This is a genomic window from Pseudomonas sp. (genome assembly GCF_040514055.1).
In the GTDB taxonomy this organism is placed as follows: Bacteria; Pseudomonadota; Gammaproteobacteria; order Pseudomonadales; family Pseudomonadaceae; genus Aquipseudomonas.
Genome location: NZ_JBEVDL010000036.1, coordinates 93,053 through 107,728 on the forward strand (window position 1 = coordinate 93,053; position 14,676 = coordinate 107,728).

At 63.3% G+C, this 14,676-nt stretch carries 17 protein-coding genes; all 17 read right to left on the reverse strand.

From position 1 onward, the window contains the following. Nucleotides 1-46: 46 nt before the first annotated feature. The 17 genes from fliR to fliE all read right to left on the reverse strand — a co-directional run bounded on the left by fliR (nt 47) and on the right by fliE (nt 14,494). Nucleotides 47-823, reverse strand: coding sequence for a flagellar biosynthetic protein FliR (fliR, locus tag ABWY06_RS09160; RefSeq protein WP_353925261.1), 777 nt, complete (start codon nt 821-823; stop codon nt 47-49). Continuing rightward, nucleotides 823-1,092 (reverse strand): flagellar biosynthesis protein FliQ, encoded by a 270-nt coding sequence (gene fliQ, locus ABWY06_RS09165; RefSeq protein WP_353925262.1) that lies wholly within the window; start codon nt 1,090-1,092, stop codon nt 823-825. Before fliQ ends, fliR begins: the two co-directional genes overlap by 1 nt. A gap of 1 nt (nt 1,093) precedes the next feature. Then, a complete protein-coding gene (fliP, locus tag ABWY06_RS09170) occupies nt 1,094-1,852 on the reverse strand; it encodes a flagellar type III secretion system pore protein FliP (protein ID WP_353925263.1) in 759 nt (252 codons plus the stop codon). Continuing rightward, the gene (gene fliO / locus ABWY06_RS09175) at nt 1,852-2,277 is read right to left on the reverse strand and encodes a flagellar biosynthetic protein FliO (RefSeq protein WP_353925264.1); all 426 of its coding nucleotides are present in this window, start codon (nt 2,275-2,277) and stop codon (nt 1,852-1,854) included. Before fliO ends, fliP begins: the two co-directional genes overlap by 1 nt. 3 nt (nt 2,278-2,280) lie before the next feature. After that, complete coding sequence (gene fliN / locus ABWY06_RS09180; protein WP_353925265.1) at nt 2,281-2,751, reverse strand: flagellar motor switch protein FliN; 471 nt, start codon at nt 2,749-2,751, stop codon at nt 2,281-2,283. A gap of 41 nt (nt 2,752-2,792) precedes the next feature. Beyond that, nucleotides 2,793-3,764 carry a flagellar motor switch protein FliM gene (fliM, locus tag ABWY06_RS09185; RefSeq protein WP_353925266.1) on the reverse strand — a complete coding sequence of 324 codons (972 nt, stop codon included), beginning with the start codon at nt 3,762-3,764 and terminating at the stop codon, nt 2,793-2,795. Nucleotides 3,765-3,774: 10 nt separating this feature from the next. Further along, complete coding sequence (gene fliL, locus ABWY06_RS09190; RefSeq protein WP_353925267.1) at nt 3,775-4,314, reverse strand: flagellar basal body-associated protein FliL; 540 nt, start codon at nt 4,312-4,314, stop codon at nt 3,775-3,777. A gap of 406 nt (nt 4,315-4,720) precedes the next feature. After that, nucleotides 4,721-5,995 (reverse strand): flagellar hook-length control protein FliK, encoded by a 1,275-nt coding sequence (locus ABWY06_RS09195; RefSeq protein WP_353925268.1) that lies wholly within the window; start codon nt 5,993-5,995, stop codon nt 4,721-4,723. Nucleotides 5,996-6,166: 171 nt separating this feature from the next. Further along, on the reverse strand, nt 6,167-6,526 hold the full coding sequence (locus tag ABWY06_RS09200) for an Hpt domain-containing protein (RefSeq protein ID WP_353925269.1): 360 nt from the start codon (nt 6,524-6,526) through the stop codon (nt 6,167-6,169). Between the two features lie 27 nt (nt 6,527-6,553). Further along, the gene (locus ABWY06_RS09205; RefSeq protein WP_353925270.1) at nt 6,554-8,251 is read right to left on the reverse strand and encodes a SpoIIE family protein phosphatase; all 1,698 of its coding nucleotides are present in this window, start codon (nt 8,249-8,251) and stop codon (nt 6,554-6,556) included. A gap of 21 nt (nt 8,252-8,272) precedes the next feature. Further along, nucleotides 8,273-8,578: an STAS domain-containing protein gene (locus ABWY06_RS09210; RefSeq protein WP_353925271.1), complete on the reverse strand. Its 306-nt coding sequence runs from the start codon at nt 8,576-8,578 to the stop codon at nt 8,273-8,275. A 74-nt stretch (nt 8,579-8,652) separates the two neighbouring features. Then, a complete protein-coding gene (fliJ, locus tag ABWY06_RS09215) occupies nt 8,653-9,102 on the reverse strand; it encodes a flagellar export protein FliJ (RefSeq protein WP_353925272.1) in 450 nt (149 codons plus the stop codon). A gap of 3 nt (nt 9,103-9,105) precedes the next feature. Next, nucleotides 9,106-10,467: a flagellar protein export ATPase FliI gene (fliI, locus tag ABWY06_RS09220; protein WP_353925273.1), complete on the reverse strand. Its 1,362-nt coding sequence runs from the start codon at nt 10,465-10,467 to the stop codon at nt 9,106-9,108. A 92-nt stretch (nt 10,468-10,559) separates the two neighbouring features. After that, entirely contained in the window at nt 10,560-11,348 is a 789-nt protein-coding gene (gene fliH / locus ABWY06_RS09225) for a flagellar assembly protein FliH (protein ID WP_353925274.1), read from the reverse strand. 4 nt (nt 11,349-11,352) lie between these two features. After that, a complete protein-coding gene (gene fliG, locus ABWY06_RS09230) occupies nt 11,353-12,366 on the reverse strand; it encodes a flagellar motor switch protein FliG (protein ID WP_353925275.1) in 1,014 nt (337 codons plus the stop codon). Further along, on the reverse strand, nt 12,359-14,149 hold the full coding sequence (fliF, locus tag ABWY06_RS09235) for a flagellar basal-body MS-ring/collar protein FliF (RefSeq protein ID WP_353925276.1): 1,791 nt from the start codon (nt 14,147-14,149) through the stop codon (nt 12,359-12,361). Before fliF ends, fliG begins: the two co-directional genes overlap by 8 nt. A 15-nt stretch (nt 14,150-14,164) precedes the next feature. After that, on the reverse strand, nt 14,165-14,494 hold the full coding sequence (gene fliE / locus ABWY06_RS09240) for a flagellar hook-basal body complex protein FliE (RefSeq protein ID WP_353925277.1): 330 nt from the start codon (nt 14,492-14,494) through the stop codon (nt 14,165-14,167). Between the last annotated feature and the right edge of the window lie 182 nt (nt 14,495-14,676).

Here is a 14,676-nt window from a genome sequence, read left to right on the forward strand (position 1 = left end):
GCCCTTTACCGGTGGATTGCAACAGGCCCTCATCAGGCAGCCCACACTACGCCGCCCCGACCATTTCACGCAGCCACTGCAAGACCTCGGTGGCCAGCACCTGGTATTGCGCGAGAATATCGGCCATGCCGATCCAGACGATCACCAATCCCAGCACCAGGGTCAGCGGAAAGCCGATGGAGAAGATATTCAACTGCGGCGCGGCGCGGGTCATCACGCCAAAGGCGATATTCACCACCAGCAGCGCCGTGACCGCCGGCAGCACCAGCAACAGTCCCGCTCCCAGCACCCAACCGAGCTTGCCGGCCAGTGCCCAGTAATGCTCGGCCCTCAGCCCGCTGCCGACCGGCAGGGTCACGAAACTCTCCGCCAGCACCTCGAACACCACCAGGTGGCCGTTCATGGCCAAGAACAGTAGGGTCACCAGCATCAGGAAGAATTGTCCAATCACCGCCACCGAAATACCGTTGGCCGGGTCGACCATGGAGGCGAAGCCCAGCCCCATTTGCGTGGCGACCAGTTGCCCGGCCATGACGAAAACATGGAAAAACAGCTGTAGCACAAACCCCAGCATGACCCCGATCAGCACTTCCTGGGCAATCATCACAAAGGACTGCAGGCTGACCGAATCGACCTGCGGCATGGGTGGCAGCGTGGGCATCAACACCAGGCAGATCGCCAGTGACAGGTACATGCGCACCCGTACCGGCACCAGCTGAGTGCCAATGATCGGCATGGTCATCAGCAGCGCGGCAATGCGAAACAGCGGCAGCAGGAAACTGCCCACCCAGCCGCCGATCTGCGCGTCGCTGAGCTCGAGCATCAGCCGATCAGCAACGGAATGTTCTGGATCAGGTTGGTGGTGAACTCCATCAGCTGGCGAACCAGCCAGGGCCCCGCCCAGATCAGCGTGAGCATGATCACCAGCAGGCGCGGCAGAAAGCTCAGGGTCTGCTCGTTGATCTGCGTGGCGGCCTGGAACATCGCCACCAACAGGCCGACCACCAGGCTGGGCACCACCAGAATCGCGACTATCATCGCGGTCAGCCAGAGCGCCTCGCGAAACAGGTCCACCGCGATTTCAGGGGTCATATCAGGTTCCTCCGAAACTGGCGGCAAGCGTGCCCATGATCAGCGCCCAGCCATCGATCAAGACGAACAGCATGATCTTGAACGGCAGCGAAATGATCAGCGGCGACAACATCATCATGCCCATCGCCATAAGGATACTGGCCACCACCAGGTCGATGACCAGGAACGGGATAAAAATCATAAAGCCGATCTGAAAGGCGGTTTTCAGCTCCGAGGTGACAAAGGCCGGCACCAGGATGGTCAGCGGCGCGTCCACAGGGGTGAGGATATCGGTACGTTTGGACAACCGGACGAACAGCTCCAGGTCGCTTTCGCGGGTTTGCGCCAGCATGAAGTTCTTGATCGGCACCTCGGCTTTCTTGATCGCCTCCTGGGCCACCAGTTGCTCGTTCAGGTAGGGCTGCAAGGCCTCGCGATTGATCTGGTCAAACACCGGCGCCATGATGAACATCGTCAGAAACAGGGCCAGGCCGATCAGGATCTGGTTCGACGGCGTCTGCTGCAGGCCCAAGGCCTGTCGCAGGATTGAAAAGACGATGATGATCCGGGTAAAACTGGTCATCAGCATGACAAAGGCCGGGATAAAACTCAGGGCCGTCATGATCAGCAGGATCTGCAGGCTGACCGAATACTCTTGCTGACCCTCGGCATTGGTCGACAGGGTGATCGCCGAAATCGACAGCGGGTCGCTCGTGGCCCCCAGGGCCAGGGGCGCGAGCAGGACCAGCGCCAGGCTCAGCAGCAGGCGAACGGCGGTCATCACGGTTTGTCCTTCTGATCCTTGCCCAGCAACTCCATCAGCCGCTGGGCAAATTCGGGCGTGGCCACTTCGGCATCGGCCAGCGGTACCGGTTCCTTGAGCACATGCAGGGGGGTGATCTGGCCGGGGGTCAAGCCCAGCAAAATCTGTTCAGTGCCCACCTGAACCAGCACCAAGCGATCGCGTGGCCCCAGCGACTGACTGGCCACCAGCTTGATCACCTGCCCGCCGCGCGGGCCGATCTGCTGGACCCGCCGCATCAGCCAGGCCAGCAGGAAAATCAGGCCGATCACCAGGCCCAGTCCCAGCAGCAACTGCACCAGCTGCCCGGCGATACCGCTGTTAGTCAGCGGTGCGACCGTCGCCGGTTCGGCGGCCAGGGCCGCCAGCGGCCCGGCGGCGAACAGCGCGAGGAGTTTGGCCATGGCTCAGCGCAGCTTCTTGATGCGTTCGCTGGGACTGATCACATCGGTCAAGCGGATGCCGAACTTCTCGTTGACCACCACCACCTCGCCATGGGCGATCAGGGTGCCGTTGACCAACACGTCCAGCGGCTCACCGGCCAGACGATCGAGCTCGATCACCGAGCCCTGGTTGAGCTGCAGCAGGTTGCGGATGGTGATGTCGGTGTTGCCGACTTCCATGGAAATGGACACCGGGATATCCAGGATCACGTCCAGGTTCGGGCCTTCCAAGTTCACCGGCAGGTTGGAACGCGGCGTGCTGCCGAATTCCTCCATGGGCGCGCGTGGCGCCGACGGCTCGGCGGGACTACTGGTCTGGGCCATCATCGCATCGATATCGTCCTGGCTGGCATCGCCGGCCTCGGACAGCGCCGCCGCCCACTCGTCGGCCAGGGCCTGCTCCTCAGGGCTGGTATGTTCGTTTTCATCGGCCATCAGGCGTCCTCGGCAAGGAGAATAAGATTAAAAATAAGGGGTTAGCGAGGTCGCTCGATCGGTTCAAGCACCTGCAGCGCCAGGTTGCCCTTGTGTGCGCCCAGCTTGACCTTGAACGCCGGCACGCCGTTGGCGCGCAAAATCACGCTCTCCGGCAAGTCGACCGGGATCACGTCGCCGGGCTGCATGTGCAGGATGTCGCGCAAGCGCAACTGGCGGCGCGCCACCGTGGCACCCAACGGCACGCTGACGCCCAGGATGTCCTCGCGCAGGGCCTTGATCCAGCGTTCGTCCTGGTCGTCGACATCCGACTGGAACCCGGCGTCGAGCATGTCGCGGATCGGTTCGATCATCGAATAGGGCATGGTCACGTGCAGGTCGCCACCGCCGCCATCGAGCTCGATGTGGAAGGTCGAGACCACTATCACTTCACTGGGGCTGACGATATTGGCCAGCGCCGGGTTCACTTCCGAGTTGATGTACTCGAAATTAACGTCCATGACCGCATGCCAGGCCTCCTTCAGGTCGATAAACGCCTGATCGAGAACCATGCGCACCACCCGCAATTCGGTGGGGGTGAATTCCCGGCCCTCGATCTTGGCGTGACGACCGTCGCCGCCAAAGAAGTTGTCCACCAGCTTGAACACCAGCTTGGCATCCAGGATAAACAGCCCGGTGCCGCGCAGGGGTTTCATCTTCACCAGGTTCAGGCTGGTCGGCACATACAGCGAGTGCACGTACTCACCGAACTTCATCACCTGCACACCGCCCACCGCCACATCCGCCGAGCGGCGCAACAGGTTGAACATGCTGATGCGGGTATAACGGGCGAAGCGCTCGTTGATCATTTCCAGGGTCGGCATCCGGCCACGGACGATTCGATCCTGGCTGGAAAGGTCGTAACTTTTGACGCTACCCGGCTCGACCGCGTCTTCGGGTTCGACCGCGCCGTCGTCCACCCCGTGCAACAGGGCATCGATCTCGTCTTGGGACAGCAGGTCTTGCACAGCCATCAGGGCGTTCTCACTGCAAAACGAGGTTGGTGAATAGCACTTGCTCGACCGCCAGCTTGCCGGTCTCCTTCTGCGCCAGTTCCTGGACCGCGGCGGTCGCCTGCTGACGCAGCATTTCCTTGCCCACCGGGGTGATCAGCGCCTCGAAATCCTGGCTGGACAAGAGCATCACCAGGCGGTTGCGCAGCAACGGCATATGGACTTTCAGTCCGTCCAGTGCGGCCTGATCGCGCGCCATCAAGGCGATGCTGACCTGCATGTAACGCTGGCGTCCCTGGTAATTGAAGTTGACCACAAAGGCCGGCGTCAGCGGCTCGTAAATGGCCGCCTGCTTGCCAACGGGGGCGACAGCCTCGGCAGCCTCGGCTTTTTCATCCTTGTCGGCATGCTTGGCGTCGCCCTTGTTCAGCAGGAACCAGGTGCCACCAATGGACAGGCCCACCACCACCAACAATGCCACCACCACCAGAATGATGAGTTTCAACTTACCCTTGCCGGCCGGTTTCGCTCCTGCGTCGGGCGGGCTTTGCGGCGCCTCTTTCTTTGCCATGCCAATTTTCCGTCACTGAGCGGAGTGGTATCCGGTTTCATCGAGGTGCGAGCAAGTGTTATGCCAACCGCCGGAAAGCGGTTGCGCACAGACTGCACGCGCAGCGGATATACCAGGCTCGCCTGGCGCTGTCACGCTAAAGGGCTGCGCACGCGCTGGCAACTCCTAAACGGACAGCAACAGTCTAGGGCCTGTGGACCCAAGCCGCACGGCCGCGCCGAACCACGATGGTAATGCGTACAGGCGTAGGCGTGGTCAGGCGGCATGACTCGAAGGGTTGCGCGGCGCACAGCGTACGCCTGACGGATCGGCGCGCCAGGGTCCGTCAGACTGACAGCGGGAGAGTGCTGTCGCCCTGGGGCCTGTTGACACTACGCGCGCGTGGCTAGTGTCAACAGGCCCTAGGTCAGGCGTAGTAATCCACCAGGCCACGCGCGCTACCCGGCCCGGCCGCCCGCACCTCGCTGGTCCCCAGCAGCACCGGCTCATCGGCGGCGCCGTGCTCGCCAGAACCACCGCCACTGCGCCGTTCGCCGCCCTCGTTACCCTGGCCTTGCCAGCCGCGGCTGAGGGATTGGTCGGACACGCTGACATCGAGCTGGTTCATGCCCTGCTGGGTGAACAGCTCGCGCAGGCGGTGCATCTGTCCTTCCAGCGCCTCACGCACCTGGGCATGCGGGCTGGCGAAACTCACCTGGGTTTGCTCCTGGTTGACGCTGATGCGCACCTCCAGCCGGCCCAATTCCGCGGGGTCGAGTTGAATTTCGGCGGACTTGAGGTTCTGGCTGGACAGCCACATGACCTTGTCGACCACCGCCTCGCTCCATGCGCCCTGCTGCATCGGCACAGGCAAGCCGGGAATCAGCGCGCTACGCTGGGCCGGTGTGGGCTGCTGGCTGGCGGCCTGGTTCAACGCCCCCAGCCGGTTACTGTCCACGCGCTGTTCGCCGACGCTTTCCTTGAGGTTCTCCAGTCCTTCGAATGACAGCTCCGTCATCGGCAGGTCCAGCTCGTCCTCACTCACCACCGGCTGCAGCTGTTGCTCGGCGCTGGCCAAGGCGCTGGCGAAATTCTGCCCGGCGCTCAGGGTGGCCTGAGCCGCCAGGCTGGTTGGCGCGCTCTGCGCGCTGGCACCCGTCACCGCGCTGCCAACCTGGCCAGTCAGCCCCAGTTGGACAGGTCCCTGGGGCATAACGCCAGCGAGAGTCTCTTCAGTCGTCGCCGCCGGGGTCGCTTGCGTCGGGGCCAGGACGCCGCCACCCGGCAATCCCCAGAGCGACATTTCCGCGTCCCCCTCGCCGCCGCCCTCGAGTTCGATGGCGTCAGGCAGGGTCTCGGGCACCGCCGGCATCTGGCCGGTCATCCCCAGCAACAGCAACGGATCCAGAACCGGCTCGGTCGGCAAGGTTTTGCCGCTATCGGCAATGGCTGTCGGGTCAACGACCTCCGCCACCTCCTCATCCTGCTCTGGCGCGCGGCTGGCCACCGCCTCGTCGTCGACTCGCGCCGTGCCTTCCTGGCGCTCAGCGGGTCGCGCCTGGCGTTCCTTGGCATACACCTGGGCAAAGCTAGAAGCCTCTTTCTGCTGGGGCTCAGGCGCTCTGGCCGGCGGCTTGGCCGCGGCGGTTTTGGCTTTGATCTCAGGGGCCGGCCTGAGCAATAGATCGGGGGCAACGGACATTGGCACTCTCCGCGAGGGATGGGTCGTGCCAGAGCAATAGCAAGGGTCGGGCCAAGTTCCACACGGGCTAACCATCGCGCATGAAACCAGGTGGTCAAGCGAGGGGCGAACCAACAGGCTCAGGGTAAGGTAGCGAGCCTGTAGCCGCCCAACGCAAGGCCACCTCGCGGATCAGGAGAGGGAGCCATACCGCTGGCGTTCGCTTTTGAACAAGATGCGCACGATGGCGAACTCACGTTCGGTCTGTTCGAGCAGGTCGTCAACCTCCTCCAGCATCTCACGTCGACCCGCCTCTTCGAGCAGGCGGCAAAGGCCTGCCAGTAGCGGCGCCCCCATGTTGCTGCAACTGCCCTTGAAGCTGTGTGCCGCCAGGCGCAGGCCCTGGGCATCCTGTTGCCCATGCGCCAGGCGCAACAGACGCATGCGTTCTTCGGAGTCAGCCAGAAAGGTATCCAGCAGAACCGGATATTCGTCCTCCATCACGTCCTGCAAGGCCGCCAGGACGGCGCTGTCGAGGTGAACATCAGACACCGATAACTCCCTGATCACAAAGCTGGATTATGCCTGAGGCGGCCAGCAAAACTCCACGCGGGCAGCACGCCCATCGTCGGTCCAGGCACAACGCGCAGTCAGTTGATCGACCAGCATCAGACCCCGACCACTGAAGCGGTCGGCGTTCTGCTGCAGGGCCGTCATCCGCGCGACATCGAAGCCGGGGCCACTGTCTTCGACCCGCACGGTCAGCCGACCGCCACCGGCCTCGGGCTGCAACTGCAGGTGGAAGCGCACATAACCGTCCTCCAGGGCAGCCAGCCGTGCAGCCCGTTGCCGGTAGTATTCAGCAAAGCCTTGGGCGTTGCACTTGAGCGACGAATCCAGGCCCATCACCCCGTGCTCCAAGGCGTTGGAATAAAGTTCGGCCAACACCGTGTACAGCGCTCCCCCCTGGGAGCGCAACCCCTGTACCTCGAGCAGGATCTGCAACAAGGACGGCAGCGGATTGAAGCTCTTGAGCGTCTGGGCACGAAACTCGAAAGTGGCGGACCAGTCCAGCGGACTGTTCAGGCCGCTGTCGGAAAACACCAGCGCCGGGCGCTTGAGCACACCATCGGCCACCAGCGTGATTTCAACCATGCTGACGTCGTCCTCGACCTCACCGCGAAAGGCTTGCAGCGCTTGCTGGATATCCTCGAACAGCTGATCGGGTTGACGGTTTGCATTGAACACCGCCTGCAGACGCTCCTCGCCAAACAGCTGGTCTTCAGCATTGCGCGCTTCCAGCACTCCGTCGGACAGGAGAAACAGGCGATCGCCCAATTCCAGGGGATAGACTTCGTACTTGTCGTTGAACGACCCCGCGTCGAGTATCCCCAATGGCAAATGGCGCGACGCCAGGGGAATGCGCTCGCCACTGCCGACACGGTGCAGGTAACCGTCGGGCAAGCCCCCGTTCCAGATTTCCACCACCCGCCGCTGGAAACTGAGGTTGAGCAACGCCGCGCAACAGAACACCCCAACGGGCAGTATGCGTTTGAGCTTGGCATTCATCTCACGGAGGATTTCCGCCATGGAATAGCCCTTGGCGGTCATCCCGTAGAACACTTCGGCCAGCGGCATGGCGCCGATGGCCGCCGGCAAACCGTGACCGGTGAAATCCCCCAACAGCACATGCATGCCGCCGGACGGTTTGAACGCGGCCAGCAGCAGGTCGCCGTTGAACAGTGCATAGGGCGACTGCAGGTAGCGGATATTCGGCGCGCTCAGGCAACCGGAATGGGCCACCTTGTCGAACACCGCCTTGGCCACCCGTTGCTCGGTGAGCAGGTGTTCGTTGTGCTTGGCGATCAGGTCGCGCTGCTGCAGCACGGTGGCCTGCAAGCGGCGCAGGCGGTCCATGGCCTTGATCTTGGCCTCGAGTATCACCCGGTTATAGGGCTTGGCGAGGAAGTCGTCGCCACCGGCGTCCAGGCAACGTACCAAGGCTTCGCCTTCGGTCAGGGAGGTGAGAAAGATGATGGGCACCAACTGCTCGCCCGCGATCAGCTTGATTCGCCGCGCCGCCTCGAAGCCGTCCATCACCGGCATCAGGGCATCCATCAGCACCAGTTGGGGACGCTCCTGCTCGAACAGGCCGACCGCCTCCAGGCCATTGCTGGCGTTCAGGACCCGATGCCCCTGACGGCTGACGATGGTCGACAGCAGCATGCGATCGGCCGCACTGTCCTCGGCGATCAGGATCGTCAGACGCTCGGGCATGGCCCCTCCGCCACCAGCGCCTCAGGCGATCTGGAACAGCTGTTCGAAGTTGGAAATGGCGAGAATCTTGCGCACGTCGGGGTTGCAGTTGAGCAGGCGGATCTGCGCATGGTCGCCGCCGGCGTGGTCGCGCAGCAACAGCAACATGCCGAGCGCAGAGCTGTCGAGGTAAGTGGTGCCTTGCAGATCGACTACGTAACGCGAGGGACTGATATTGACCCGCTCATAGGAATCGCGAAATTCCTGATGCGCGCCAAAATCGAAACGTCCCTGAATCTGAATGGTCAGCTCTTGCCCATCGGTTGAGGGCAGCGAGGTAATGGCCATGTAGCACTCCTTGTCTTATGCGATATGCGCGTTATCAAGATGTAGCACTCCGGGGCGGCAGCGGCAACCGGGAATCAACCCTGATCACGTCTTAATAATTGTTGGGACAATTCATCGAGCAATTTCTGCTCGCGCTTGTCCTCGACCCGGCGGGCTTCGTCGATGTAACGCTGGACCAGTTTGCGCAGCCCCTCCAGGCGAGCATAACGCTGCTGCCAGGCGGCCCGCGCCTTGTTCAGGTTGTCCCTGTGCCAAGCCAGGGTCTGCCGTTGCTGGCCGATGGCGACCTCCAGTTGCGAGAGGAAACGCTGATAGTTCATCAGCCATTGACCGGACACGCCGCGCTGACCCTCGGTGATCCATTGCTGCTGGTAGTCGCCACGGTAGCGCTCGAGCTCGACCAACTTGAGCTCCGCCTGGCCGCACAAGCCCTGGCAATGACCGACCTGGCGCGCCGTCTCACGCTCGGCCCGCTCGGCCTGCTCGACCACTGGACGCAGGCGCTCGGCGCGGCTCTGGGCCATGGCTTAGGCCGCGCCGCCGGAAGGCGAAAACAGCGCGGCAAGTTGCGCGCTGCTCTGGCCCAGGCTCTCGTTGTCGTTCAGGCCCTGGCGCAGGTAACGGGCCATGGCCGGTTGCCGGGCGATCGCCAGGTCGGTATCGGCGTCCCCGCCGGGCACATAGGCGCCGACACTGATCAAGTCGCGGCTCTGCTGGAAGCGCGACCACAGCTGCTTGAAGCGCTGGGCGTTGCGCATGTGCTCGACGCTCACCACCTGGGGCATCACCCGGCTGATCGAGGCCTCGATATCGATTGCCGGGTAATGACCTTCTTCCGCCAGGCGGCGCGACAACACGATATGGCCGTCCAGCACACCGCGGGCGGCATCGGCGATCGGATCCTGCTGATCGTCGCCTTCGGACAGTACGGTGTAGAACGCGGTAATCGAGCCGCCGCCCTTTTCGGCATTGCCGGCACGCTCCACCAGGCGCGGCAGCTTGGCGAACACCGACGGCGGATAGCCCTTGGTCGCCGGCGGTTCGCCGATCGCCAGGGCGATTTCGCGCTGGGCCTGGGCAAAGCGGGTCAGCGAATCCATCAGCAACAGCACGTTCTTGCCCTTGTCGCGAAAATACTCGGCGATCCGGGTGCAATACATGGCCGCGCGCAGGCGCATCAGCGGCGCATCATCGGCCGGCGACGCCACCACCACCGAGCGCTGCATGCCCTCCTCGCCGAGGATATGTTCGATAAATTCCTTCACCTCCCGGCCCCGCTCACCGATCAGCCCGACCACGATGATGTCGGCTTCGGTAAAGCGCGTCATCATGCCCAGCAGCACGCTCTTGCCCACGCCGGTGCCGGCGAACAGACCCAGCCGCTGGCCGCGCCCGACTGTCAGCAGGCCGTTGATCGAACGGATACCGACGTCCAGCGGCTCGCTGATCGGATGGCGATTGAGCGGGTTGATGGTCGGCCCGTCGATCGGCACCCAATCCTCGGCCTTCATCCCCCCCTTGCCATCCAGCGCCCGGCCCACGCCGTCGAGGACCCGACCAAGCATCGACATGCCCATGGGCAAGCGACCCGTATCCGGCAGCGGCACCACGCGCGCGCCGGGGGCGATGCCGGCCAGGCTGCCGACCGGCATCAGGAAGATCTTGCCATTGGCAAAACCCATGACCTCGGCTTCGACCTGAACCGGGTGGTAACTGTCATCGTTGATCACCAGGCAGCGGCCGCCGACGGCGGCGCGCAGCCCCTCGGCCTCCAGGGTCAAACCGACCATGCGCAGCAGTCTGCCTTCCATCACCGGCTGCGTCGGCAGCTCGATGGCCTGACTGTAGCCGCCCAGGCGCTTGGCGAAACTGAGCCGCTCAAGGCGCATGGGGGGTATCCAGGTCAGGGGGACCCTCGAGGGCCGCGGACGCTTCGACGGCCTGATAACAAGCGCCCAGGCGCGGGCCTGTACCCACCCCGTCAGGGCACATCGACGGCGTCCAAGTCCAGGTGCAAATCGCTGGCCGCCGGGTTGGTGGCCTGTTCGCGCTGCTGATCGAACAGCTGCTTGAGCGCCAGGCTCAGGCGCGTCTCGACACTGGCGTCGATCCGGCTGTGCTCGCTCTCGACCCGACAACCGCCGGGCTGCAGCGCCTCGTCTTCGAGAATCTTCCAGGTTTCCTCGTGGCGCTCGCGCAGGGCCTTGACCATCTCGAAGTCCTGCGGATTGATATGAATGCGCACGTTGCCCGCTCCCATCGGCAACAACTTGAGGGCCTCGCGCAGCACATGGCGGATTTGGCTGGAATCGGCGTTCAGTTCGCGCTGAATGACCTGGCGGGCCATGTGTTCGACCAGATGCACCAGCGCCACTTCCAGTTGCTGGTCCTGTTCGGCGATCGGTTCGAGCAGTTGCACCATCACCTGCTCCAGGCGCTGCAGCTTGGCGCCGAGCGCCACTTCGCTTTCCTGGCGCGCCTTGAGCTGGCCGGCGTGAAAGCCGTCTTTTTCACCGGTGGCGAAACCTTCGTTGTAGGCATCCTGGCGAATCGCCTCCAGCTCCTCCAGGCTGAGCGTCGGCACCTCCTCGGGCGCGACCTCCTGGGACGGCGGCTGAACCACCGGCACCTCGACCGGTGCCTCTGGCGCCGCCTCGGGCTCCGGCAACGGCGCCTCGCCTTCCGGGTCGAAGCTCGGCAACGCCCAGCGGTCGAAACCGCCGACGTCCTTGGCACGAATCAACTCGCTGGGCAATTCCTTGTTGGACATGGGATCAGACCATTTCTTCGCCGCCTTTGCCGCCCAGGACTATTTCCCCGGCTTCGGCCATGCGGCGGGCGATGGTGAGGATTTCCTTCTGCGCGGTTTCCACATCGCTGACGCGCACCGGGCCCTTGGCTTCCAGGTCGTCGCGCAGCAACTCGGCGGCACGTTTGGACATGTTCTTGAACACTTTTTCCTTGATCGCCTCGTCGGCGCCCTTGAGCGCCAGTACCAGCACGTCCGAGGAGACTTCGCGCAGCAGCGCCTGGATGCCTCGGTCGTCGACGTCGGCCAGGTTGTCAAAGACGAACATCAGGTCTTCGATGGCCGTCGACAGGTCCTCGTCGACCTCGCGGATCGAATCCATCAGCTGGCCTTCCACCGAACTGTCGAGGAAGTTCATGATATCGGCCGCGCGCTTGATCCCGCCCAGCGCCGCGCGGGTGGTGTTGGCGCTGCCGGAGAACTGCTTCTCGAGGATCAGGTTGAGCTCTTTCAACGCGGCCGGCTGCACGGTGTTCAGCGACGACACCCGCAGGACGATATCCAGACGCACCTTGTGATCGAAATGCCCCAGGACTTCACCGGCCTGGTCCGGATCCAGGTACGCCACCACGATCGCCTGGATCTGCGGGTGCTCGTAGCGGATCACATCGGCCACGGCGCGCGGTTCCATCCATTTCAGGCTATCCAGCCCACTGGTGCTGCCGCCGAGCAGGATACGGTCGATCAGGTTGCCGGCTTTATCCTCGCCCAGGGCCTGGGTCAGCATCTTGCGAATGTAGCTGTCGGCACCGACGCCGACACTGGTCTGGTCGCCGACGGTTTCGACGAATTCGCCCATCACCTGCTCCACCTGCTCGCGCTGGACATTACGCATATGCGCCATGGCCACGCCGACCTTCTGCACTTCCTTGGGGCCCAGATGACGCAACACCTGGGCAGCGTCGGTCTCGCCCAGCGACAGCAGGAGAATGGCGGCCTTTTCGACCTTGCTCAGTTTGCCGGGGCGATTATCACTCATCATCGTTGATCCACTCTTTGACGACCTGGGCGACGCGGCCCGGGTCCTCGGCCACCAACCCTTTGATGGCGTTCAGTTGAGCATCATACCCCTCACTGGAGCTGGGCAGCAGAATGCTCTGCGGACCACCCAGGCTGACCCGATCGGCCGACAATTCGCCGTCCAGCCCGCCGAGCTCGCCCAGCTCGGCATCACGACCACCGGCCAGCAGTTCCTTGCCCTTGCCAGTGCCGGTGATGTTGTTCAATACCGGCCGCAGCACGCCAAACACCAGCACCAGGATAAACAACACACCCAGCACCTGCTTGACCACATCCCAGAACCAGGGCTGGGTGTAGAACGGGATATCGATAATCTCATCGCCCTGGTCGGCCATAAAGGCGGTATTGATCACGCTGACGCTGTCACCGCGGCTGGCATCGAAACCCACGGAGTCCTGGACCAGGCGGGTAAAGCGCGCCAGATCGTCGGCGGTCCAGGCCACGCGGGTGGTTTCGCCGCTCTCGGCATTGATCTTGAGCTGGTCATCCACTACCACCGCCACCGACAGGCGGCGCAGGCGGCCGAGCTGTTGCTTGGTATGGCTGATCGAGCGGTCCAGTTCAAAATTGCGCGTGGACTGCTCGCGCTTGTCGGCCGGGTAAGGCGCCAGCATCGGCTGACCGGTGAGCGGGTCCATCACCTGTTGACCGGTGGCATCCAGCAGCGGCTGACCCGCGGCAATGGCGCCGGCCGGTGCCGCTGCAGCCGCACCGGTCTGCTCCGGTGCACTGGCGGCCCCGGGCGGCTGGTTACTCAAGGCGCCCGGCACGCCCTGGGGCGGCAAGCCGCTCTGGCGCTGTTCGTTGACTTTCTGCTCGCTGCGCAGCGCCGGCTGGTCGGGGTTGAACATTTCGGAGGTCGATTCCACCGCGCTGAAGTCGACGTCGGCGGAGACCTCGGCCTTGTAGCGACCATTGCCAAGCACCGGCTGCAGGATATTGTGCACCCGCTGGGTGAACAGACTCTCCATGCGGCGGCTGTAGTCGAACTGCTTGCCGGCCATGCTCAGCTCGGAGTTTTCCTGCTGGTCAGAGAGCAAATTGCCCTTCTGATCGACCACGGTGATCTGCGACTTGGTCAGTTCCGGCACGCTGGTGGCGATCAGGTTGACGATGGCCATGACCTGACTGGGTTCCAGCGAACGCCCGGGATACAGCTCCACCAGCACCGAGGCACTGGGTTTGCGTTCGTCGCGGACGAACACCGAGCCCTTGGGAATGGCCAGGTGCACCCGGGCGGCCTTGACGTTGTTGAGGCTCGACACGGTGCGTGCCAACTCACCTTCCAGGCCGCGCCGATAACGGGTGGCCTCCATGAACTGGCTGGTGCCCAGACCTTGTTCCTGGTCGAGAATCTCGAAGCCCAGGTTACCGTCCTTTGCCGCCACACCGGCACCGGCCAGTTTCAGGCGAGCGCGTCCCAGGTCCTCGGCCTTGACCAGCAAGGCACCCGAGTTCGGTTCGATGGTATAGGGAATGTCGGCCGCGGCGAGGGCTTCGGTCACCTGGTTGGCGTCCATACCCGCCAGGCTGTTGTAGAGCGGGCGGTAGTCCGGTTGTTGCGACCAGAGCACCACGGCAAAGCCAATGGCGACGCTGGCGGCCAGGCCGACCAACAGGCCGATCTGACGCAGCATGGTCATCTCGGCGAGGTTTTCCAGAAACGCCAAGCCGAACAGCGGCTTTTTCGGCTCATCGGAACCGGTCCGTGCCGGTACGTTATCAGCGACAGCTTCTGCCATGACCTAATCCCGCCCTTAAACCGGCATTTGCATGATGTCTTGATAAGCCTGAACCAGCTTGTTACGCACCTGGGTCATGGCTTGAAAAGACACACTGGCTTTTTGCGACGCGATCATCACATCGCTCAGGTCGACACCGCTGGTGCCCACCTCGAACGCGGTGGCCAGCTGGCTTGAGGTCTGTTGCACTTCATTGACCTTGCCCACGGCCTGCCCGAGCATGTCCGAGAAACTCGGCGCGCCTGGCTCCGGCGCTTTGGCGATCGGCTGCTGACGCGCCATCGCCTCCGCCTGCATGGAGCGCATTTCCAACATCAGGCGATTGAATTCAATACCCTGGCTCATCACAACCTCCAGTGAGCGCGGTTTTTTGACACCGCACAGCTCGTTATCTGGGTAGTTGCAACAAGGGTGCCAGAGTGGAGCAGCTCTAAGAGAGGAGCAGCTATAAGCCTCAAGCCTCAAGCCTCAAGCAACCGACGATGGCACCGCGGGCACCCCAAGGAACGTTACTCGCCACCAGCATG

Excerpts from the sequence above, each read along its gene's own strand:
- fliQ (WP_353925262.1), bottom strand. The coding sequence starts at position 1,092 with ATGACCCCTGAAATCGCGGTGGACCTGTTTCGCGAGGCGCTCTGGCTG.
- ABWY06_RS09195 (WP_353925268.1), bottom strand. The coding sequence starts at position 5,995 with ATGTCCGTTGCCCCCGATCTATTGCTCAGGCCGGCCCCTGAGATCAAA.
- fliJ (WP_353925272.1), bottom strand. The coding sequence starts at position 9,102 with ATGGCCCAGAGCCGCGCCGAGCGCCTGCGTCCAGTGGTCGAGCAGGCC.
- fliF (WP_353925276.1), bottom strand. The coding sequence starts at position 14,149 with ATGGCAGAAGCTGTCGCTGATAACGTACCGGCACGGACCGGTTCCGAT.
- fliM (WP_353925266.1), bottom strand. The coding sequence starts at position 3,764 with ATGGCTGTGCAAGACCTGCTGTCCCAAGACGAGATCGATGCCCTGTTG.
- fliO (WP_353925264.1), bottom strand. The coding sequence starts at position 2,277 with ATGGCCAAACTCCTCGCGCTGTTCGCCGCCGGGCCGCTGGCGGCCCTG.
- fliI (WP_353925273.1), bottom strand. The coding sequence starts at position 10,467 with ATGCGCCTTGAGCGGCTCAGTTTCGCCAAGCGCCTGGGCGGCTACAGT.
- fliR (WP_353925261.1), bottom strand. The coding sequence starts at position 823 with ATGCTCGAGCTCAGCGACGCGCAGATCGGCGGCTGGGTGGGCAGTTTC.
- ABWY06_RS09205 (WP_353925270.1), bottom strand. The coding sequence starts at position 8,251 with ATGCCCGAGCGTCTGACGATCCTGATCGCCGAGGACAGTGCGGCCGAT.
- fliP (WP_353925263.1), bottom strand. The coding sequence starts at position 1,852 with ATGACCGCCGTTCGCCTGCTGCTGAGCCTGGCGCTGGTCCTGCTCGCG.
- fliE (WP_353925277.1), bottom strand. The coding sequence starts at position 14,494 with ATGAGCCAGGGTATTGAATTCAATCGCCTGATGTTGGAAATGCGCTCC.
- fliN (WP_353925265.1), bottom strand. The coding sequence starts at position 2,751 with ATGGCCGATGAAAACGAACATACCAGCCCTGAGGAGCAGGCCCTGGCC.
- fliL (WP_353925267.1), bottom strand. The coding sequence starts at position 4,314 with ATGGCAAAGAAAGAGGCGCCGCAAAGCCCGCCCGACGCAGGAGCGAAA.
- fliH (WP_353925274.1), bottom strand. The coding sequence starts at position 11,348 with ATGTCCAACAAGGAATTGCCCAGCGAGTTGATTCGTGCCAAGGACGTC.
- fliG (WP_353925275.1), bottom strand. The coding sequence starts at position 12,366 with ATGAGTGATAATCGCCCCGGCAAACTGAGCAAGGTCGAAAAGGCCGCC.
- ABWY06_RS09210 (WP_353925271.1), bottom strand. The coding sequence starts at position 8,578 with ATGGCCATTACCTCGCTGCCCTCAACCGATGGGCAAGAGCTGACCATT.